The organism is Mesorhizobium sp. WSM4813, assembly GCF_055811555.1.
The window spans coordinates 45,885-52,048 of sequence record NZ_JBVVQU010000048.1 but is presented as its reverse complement, the minus strand read 5'-3'; the positions used below and the strand labels follow the sequence as shown (position 1 = coordinate 52,048).

The 6,164-nt window shown below is 61.0% G+C and carries 6 protein-coding genes; 2 read left to right on the top strand and 4 right to left on the bottom strand.

What is annotated here, in order from left to right; all coding sequences use genetic code 11:
* Positions 1–149 precede the first annotated feature (149 nt).
* The gene (locus AC0L25_RS24325; protein WP_473597846.1) at positions 150–815 is read left to right on the top strand and encodes a GntR family transcriptional regulator; all 666 of its coding nucleotides are present in this window, start codon (positions 150–152) and stop codon (positions 813–815) included.
* Complete coding sequence (locus AC0L25_RS24320) at positions 812–1,261, top strand: OsmC family protein (RefSeq protein WP_473597845.1); 450 nt, start codon at positions 812–814, stop codon at positions 1,259–1,261. Before AC0L25_RS24325 ends, AC0L25_RS24320 begins: the two co-directional genes overlap by 4 nt.
* Before the next feature lie 48 nt (positions 1,262–1,309).
* Here AC0L25_RS24320 and AC0L25_RS24315 read toward each other — a convergent pair whose 3' ends face one another.
* From AC0L25_RS24315 to purL, 4 genes are all read right to left on the bottom strand, one after another.
* Complete coding sequence (locus AC0L25_RS24315; protein ID WP_095490785.1) at positions 1,310–2,551, bottom strand: multidrug effflux MFS transporter; 1,242 nt, start codon at positions 2,549–2,551, stop codon at positions 1,310–1,312.
* A gap of 168 nt (positions 2,552–2,719) precedes the next feature.
* A complete protein-coding gene (gene grxD / locus AC0L25_RS24310; RefSeq protein WP_029353656.1) occupies positions 2,720–3,055 on the bottom strand; it encodes a Grx4 family monothiol glutaredoxin in 336 nt (111 codons plus the stop codon).
* A 430-nt stretch (positions 3,056–3,485) separates the two neighbouring features.
* The gene (locus AC0L25_RS24305) at positions 3,486–3,719 is read right to left on the bottom strand and encodes a BolA/IbaG family iron-sulfur metabolism protein (protein ID WP_023674714.1); all 234 of its coding nucleotides are present in this window, start codon (positions 3,717–3,719) and stop codon (positions 3,486–3,488) included.
* Positions 3,720–3,804: 85 nt separating this feature from the next.
* Positions 3,805–6,045, bottom strand: a complete 2,241-nt coding sequence (gene purL / locus AC0L25_RS24300) for a phosphoribosylformylglycinamidine synthase subunit PurL (protein ID WP_473597850.1) — start codon at positions 6,043–6,045, stop codon at positions 3,805–3,807.
* Between the last annotated feature and the right edge of the window lie 119 nt (positions 6,046–6,164).

Below are 6,164 nucleotides of genomic sequence, written 5' to 3'. Positions count from 1 at the left end.
CCCAGCCAGCAGGTTGAATCAAAATTGTCGTGATTCGGGAATCCCTACGATTCAATCAAATGACAGAACGCTCTAGTCACTTCGTTTCTTGAGCCGAGGCAGAAGGGCGGGAACGCCGCAATCCCAGGAGGCGTATTGCGAATAGGGCCTTGACCAACTCCGCCGGGGCATCGTACTTTGGATCCATGGATCCAAAGTCGATCTTTAGCGAACTCAAAGACGAGATTGAGTCAGGTGAATTGGCACCGGGCTCTGTTCTCAAGCAGGAATCGATCGCGGAGCGTTTCGGGGTCAGCCGCCAGCCCGTCCGGCAGGCCTTAGATCGGTTACTCGGGAGTGGCTTGGCCGTGCGGCGTCCCGACCGAAGCCTGGCGGTAGCGATCCTCTCAGTACGGGAGGCGACTGAACTTTGCGAAGTTCGGGCTATTCTGGAGGTCGCTGCCTTGGAGCAGTCGCAGCCGGGGCTTCAGCTTTCCGCCTTGCGTAAGGCTGAGAGGCTCAATGACGAGCTGTTCGCGGAGTACGATCCATCGCGGATTCTGGAGCTCGACCAACAGTTTCACCTCGCCCTGTACAGCGGTTGCACGAATACTCGATTGCTTAAGACGATCGGAGACCTTCGACGAGAATCGCGGCGGGCAACCCTTCACCAAGAGCGTGGCGCCAAGGAGCGAATTGATTTCTTCGAGGAACACGCGGCGATCGTTGCCGCTTGTGCGAGGCGCGATTTCAACGCTGCGGCGCAGCATCTTCGCTGCCATCTGACCCAGACGACTGCAAGACTTCTTTCCGTTCCGACAAAGGACCACTCATGAAAATGACCGTCGAAGTGCACTGGGAGCGAGAAGGAGCGGTATTCACCGACAAGCGCTACAGCCGCGCGCACATCTGGCGCTTCGACGGAGGCCAAGTGGTGCCGGCATCCGCTTCGCCGCATATCGTTCCGCTTCCTTATTCAGTGGAGGCCAACGTCGATCCAGAGGAGGCTTACATCGCGGCGATTTCCAGCTGCCACATGTTGACCTTTCTCTCGCTCGCGGCGCCCCAGGGGATCGTCGTGGAGAGCTATACCGACAAGGCGGTCGGCATGATGGAGAAGGTGGACGGACGATTGGTAGTCAGCCGCGTTGACCTCAATCCGACCATTGTCTACGCCGGGGAAACGCCAACCGCCGCAACAGAAGCGGAACTGCACCACTCGGCGCATCAACAGTGCTTCATTGCCAATTCCGTGAAGACGGAAATCCAGGTAGCCACTTGAGATACCCATTTTACCGTCGCGATTGACAACCACAATTGGGTTTCGAGCTTAAACCGGCGGGTTCTGCGGCTGGAAGAATTTGCCGCGCTCGGCGATCAGCACCATCACCAATGCGCCAAGCGACACGCTGCAGAATCCGGCGGCCAAGGGCGTCACCGTGCCGTTAAAGGCTTGGCCGATCAGCGTGCCGAGCAGACCGCCGAGGAAGGTCTGCATGAAGCCCAGAATGGACGATGCCGTGCCGGCCAGCTGGCCGAGCGGCTCCATGGCGAGCGCGTTGAAATTCGCGCCGAGTGCGCCGAACGGGACCATCGCACAGGCAAAGAAGGTGATGAAAAGCCAGAGCGGCATCTTCATTTGGATGGAAACGATCAGCCAGGCGAGGCTGATGGCCAGAAACAGGAGCAGCGCGCTCTGTGACAGGCGGCGCATGCCGATGCGGCCGACAAGGCGCGAATTCAGATAGTTCGAAAAGGCGAGCACGCCGGCAATCCCTGCGAAAATCACCGGGAACATCTCACCAACGCCGAACACGCCGACATAGATTTGCTGCGCCGAATTGATGAAGCCGAACATTGCGCCGAAGGCAAAAGTGCTGGCGAAGGCATAGCAAAGTGCCATGCGATTGGTCAGCACGATGCGGAAGCCGCCGATGATGGATTCGGCCGTCAGTGGTCTGCGATATTCGGGACGCAGCGTTTCGGGCAAGCGCAGCAGCGCCCACGCCGACACGATCAGCGCCCCGGCCGCCATGGTGATGAAGATCACGTGCCAGGTCGCGAACAGCATGATGAACTGGCCGATGCCGGGGGCGACGACCGGAATGGCCATGAACACCATGAAGATCAATGACATGACCTCGGCCATGCGCCGGCCGTCAAACGTGTCGCGCACGATCGAGACGGCGATGACGCGTGTGGCCGCGGCGCCGATGCCTTGCACTACCCGGCACAGGATAAGAATGGCGAATGTCGGGGCAATTGCCGCCGCAGCCGCTGCCGCGACATAGATCACCAGTCCTACCACGAGCGGAGCACGGCGTCCGAAGCGGTCCGAAATCGGTCCGAAGAAGAGCTGCCCGCCGCCAAAGCCGAGTATGTAGGCGGCAATCACATATTGGCGGTGGTTTTCATTTTCCACGCCGAGCGAGGCGCCGATTTGCTGCAGCGCCGGCAGCATAATGTCGATGGCCAGCGAGTTGAGCGCCATCAACGCAGCGCAAAGCGCGATGAATTCCCAGCGCGGAATAGGCAAGGTGCTTGCCTCCGGCGCTTGTGCATGCTGATCCACGGCAAGTCCGATCTTCAAACGAAAAGCGCCGGCGCACCAGCGCATTCATTCGTCTTAGGCCCCAATACGGGGAGGTACTCAGTCTGCCAAGGTGGGGGCTGGCCCGGCGTTTAGCGCATGACCCCGAAATCGGGATCGATTTCGCTGGGGATCATGCGCAAATAAAATTCAGGCGGCGCCTTTGACGCTCACGCCCTTTTCGACGAGGAACGTCTGAAGTTCGCCTGCCTGGAACATCTCGCGGATGATGTCGCAGCCGCCTACGAATTCACCCTTGACGTAGAGCTGAGGGATCGTCGGCCAGTTGGAATATTCCTTGATACCTTGCCGCAGCTCGGCCGAGGTCAGCACGTCGACGCCCTTGTAGTCGGCCCCGATGTAGTCGAGGATCTGCACGACCTGACCGGAAAATCCGCATTGCGGGAAACCGGGCGTGCCCTTCATGAAGAGAACGACGTCGTTGCCTTTCACTTCGCTGTCGATGTAGTCGTTGATACCGCTCATAGAGAATCCTTTCATGCCCGCGAGAGTCGGGCTCGAAACATGCCCTTCAAATAAACCCATAGGTTGCCTGAAACAAGACGTTTGCCGCATCGTCACGCAAATGGCGCAAAGGATGGCATGATATTGGGCCAAGAGCATCGGCCAGCTATTTCCCAAGGGAGCGATAAAAAGGCGAGATAGCGCGACAATCCTGATCGGTATTGTGCTCGTTACGCTGGCTTGATCCGGTGGCTCAGGCAATCGCGATCTGGTGCTCGCAAGTCAGTCTCGGCAGCTTTGCACGCCTGTTCCGCGATGCGCTGCACTGCCCCAACGCGCTTTTCTTCGACGGGCGGTCTCGGCGCTGTCGAATGGCGAGAGATCGATCGTCGCGAAAAATATCCGGCAGGGCCGATCATTGCCGTCTCGACGAAAAAGGACGCCGAAGCCCTCAGTCCGGCACGCTGGTCTGCAGGGCGAGCGCGTGCAGCACGCCGCCCATATTGCCCTTCAGCGCGTCATAGACCATCTGATGCTGCTGGACACGGCTTTTGCCGCGAAAGCTTTCGGCTACCACCTCGGCTGCATAATGGTCGCCGTCGCCGGCCAAGTCGCGAATCGTCACCTTGGCGTCCGGAATGCCTTCCTTGATCAGCCGTTCGATGTCGTGCGCGTCCATTGCCATGCGAGGATTCCTTGTTCAGGTCGTGATCTCATAGATATGATCGAATGGCGGATGAACCACACCCAAAAGACCCCATTCGATCATATCACGGGTCCACGACCTCATTTGCCATGAAGCGAGGAAACCAGGATTCGTGGGCAGCGGTCAATTCTCCGACCGGGATTGCCCGTGCCTCGCCGAGTTTCAGGTCACTACCGCCGGTCGAGCCGATCCACGGTGCGAAGATACCGAGCTTGCTCTGCTGTTCGCGAATGGCGTCCCATTCCTTGCTTTGCGGATCGATCGACAGCGTCAGGAGATAGCGGCCCTGATCCTCGCCGAACCAGACCGGGATCGGATCGGTCCCGACCAGGCCGGGGACGGTCGCGCCGATGCCGGACGCCATCGCCATCTCGGCCAGCGCGACGGCAATGCCGCCATCGGATACGTCATGCGCAGCGGTAACGACGCCGGAGGCGATCAGGGCGCGCACATGGTCGCCGACGCGCTTTTCATGGTCGAGGTCGACCGGCGGCGGCGGGCCGTCGGTGCGGCCATGAATGTCGCGCATGTAGGCCGACTGGGCGAGATGCGTTCCCCACATGGACGGCGCGCCGACCAGCAGGATCATCTGGCCCTCGGCGGCAAAGCCGATCCGCGCCATCTTGGACCAGTCGGCGATCAGTCCGACGCCGCCGATGGTCGGCGTCGGCAAGATGCCTTGTCCGTTGGTTTCGTTGTAGAGCGAGACATTGCCGGAAACGATCGGAAAGCCGAGCGCGCGGCAAGCGTCGCCAATGCCTTTCACGGCGCCGACCAACTGGCCCATGATCTCGGGCCGTTCCGGGTTGCCGAAATTGAGATTGTCAGTGGCCGCGAGCGGCAGGGCGCCGGTGGCGGTAAGATTGCGCCAGCATTCGGCCACCGCCTGCTTGCCGCCCTCGTAGGGGTCGGCCTCGCAATAGCGCGGCGTCACGTCGGAGGAGAAGGCGAGCGCCTTGGTCTGATGACCTTCGACTCGCACCACGCCGGCATCGCCGCCCGGAAGCTGCAGCGAATTGCCTTGGATCAACGTGTCGTACTGTTCCCATACCCAGCGGCGCGACGACAGGTCGGGTCCGCCAAGCAGTTTCAGCAGCGCCTCGGCGACATCCGCTTGCGGTGCATCGCTGGCCGCCAGGGGCGCCGGCTTCTTCGGCTCGGTCCAGGGGCGGTCATATTCCGGCGCCTGGTCGCCGAGATCCTTGATCGGCAGGTTGGCGACCTCGTCGCCCTGGTGCAGCACGCGAAAGCGCAGATCGTCGGTTGTCTTGCCGACGATGGCGAAGTCGAGGCCCCATTTGTGGAAGATCGCCTCGGCTTCCTTTTCCTTTTCGGGGCGCAGCACCATCAGCATGCGCTCCTGGCTCTCCGACAGCATCATCTCATAGGCGCTCATGCGCTCCTCGCGCACCGGCACCTTGTCGAGGTCGAGCTCGATGCCGAGATCGCCCTTTGCCCCCATCTCGACCGCCGAGCAGGTGAGGCCTGCGGCCCCCATGTCCTGGATGGCGATGACGGCGCCGGACGCCATCAGTTCGAGGCAGGCTTCGAGCAGGCATTTTTCGGTGAACGGGTCGCCGACCTGAACGGTCGGCCGCTTCTCGTCGATTTTGTCGTCGAATTCGGCCGAGGCCATGGTTGCACCGCCGACGCCGTCGCGGCCGGTCTTGGCGCCGAGATAGACGACCGGCAGGCCGACGCCCTTAGCTTCCGACAGAAAGATCGCATCGGTCTTGGCAAGCCCCGCCGCAAAGGCGTTGACCAGGATGTTGCCGTTGTAGCGCGCGTCAAAATTGACCTCACCGCCGACCGTCGGCACACCGAAGGAGTTGCCATAGCCGCCAACGCCGGCAACGACGCCGGCAACCAGATGCTTGGTCTTGGGGTGGTCCGGCGCCCCGAAGCGCAGCGCGTTCATTGCCGCGATCGGCCGCGCGCCCATGGTGAATACATCGCGCAGGATGCCGCCGACGCCGGTCGCCGCCCCTTGATAGGGCTCGATGTAGGAAGGATGGTTATGGCTCTCCATCTTGAAGACGACGCAGTCGCCGTCGCCGATGTCGACCACGCCGGCATTCTCGCCCGGCCCCTGGATGACCTGCGGCCCGGTGGTCGGCAGCGTGCGCAGCCACTTTTTCGAGGATTTATACGAGCAGTGCTCGTTCCACATCGCCGAGAAGATGCCGAGCTCGGTAAAGCTCGGCTCGCGCCCGACCAGGTCGAGGATGCGCTGATATTCGTCGGGCTTCAGCCCATGCGCGGCAATGAGTTCCTGAGTGATTGGCACGGAATTGGAAATGGTCATGGGCGGCAATTTACATCCTTGGGATCGAGCCCCGTCTTATCGCAAGCTTTGCAGCCGATACACCCATCACGCGACGAAAAACTATGGAAAGCGATAGGGCGCAGCAAGTAGCGAAAGAT